General features: G+C 49.2%; 1 protein-coding gene. It reads left to right on the top strand.

What is annotated here, in order from left to right:
- On the top strand, positions 1 to 666 hold a 666-nt coding region (locus KIV40_RS34180), incomplete at both ends, for an SLC13 family permease (protein WP_375164950.1).

The following is a 666-nucleotide window of genomic DNA, read 5'->3' as shown; positions in this document are numbered from 1 at the left end:
ATCCGCTCTAAAATCCTGCTCTCTGTTGCCTTCTGTGTCGCAGCCGCGTTCTTATCTGCGTTCCTTGATGCACTAACGGTTATTGCTGTTGTTATCAGCGTGGCGGTAGGTTTCTACTCTATCTATCACAAAGTCGCGTCAGGTAAGGGCTCGAACTCAGCCCACGACCACACGCACGATGAAGAGATCTCTGAACTGACACGTGAAGACCTTGAAGACTCCCGTGCTTTCCTACGTTCACTATTGATGCACGCTGGTGTGGGTACGGCTCTGGGTGGTGTAATGACCATGGTAGGCGAACCACAAAACTTGGTTATCGCTAAACAAGCGGGCTGGGAGTTTGGTGAATTCATCATCCGTATGCTGCCAGTAACCTTGCCAGTATTCATCTGCGGTATCATCACTTGTGCGCTAGTTGAGAAGCTAAAAGTCTTCGGTTACGGTGCTAAGCTACCTGCAAACGTTCGCCAAATTCTGGTTGAGTTTGATAACACGCAGAAAGCAAGCCGCACAAAACAAGACATCGCTAAGCTTTGGGTACAAGGCGCAATTGCGGTTTGGCTAATCGTTGGTCTTGCTCTGCACGTAGCAGAGGTAGGTCTGATTGGTCTATCGGTTATCATCCTTGCTACCGCATTTACCGGTGTTATCGAAGAGCACCCAATG

This window comes from Vibrio sp. D173a (genome assembly GCF_030248475.1).
The sequence above is the reverse complement of the archived record's forward strand: the minus strand, read 5'-3'. Positions and strand labels throughout refer to the sequence as shown.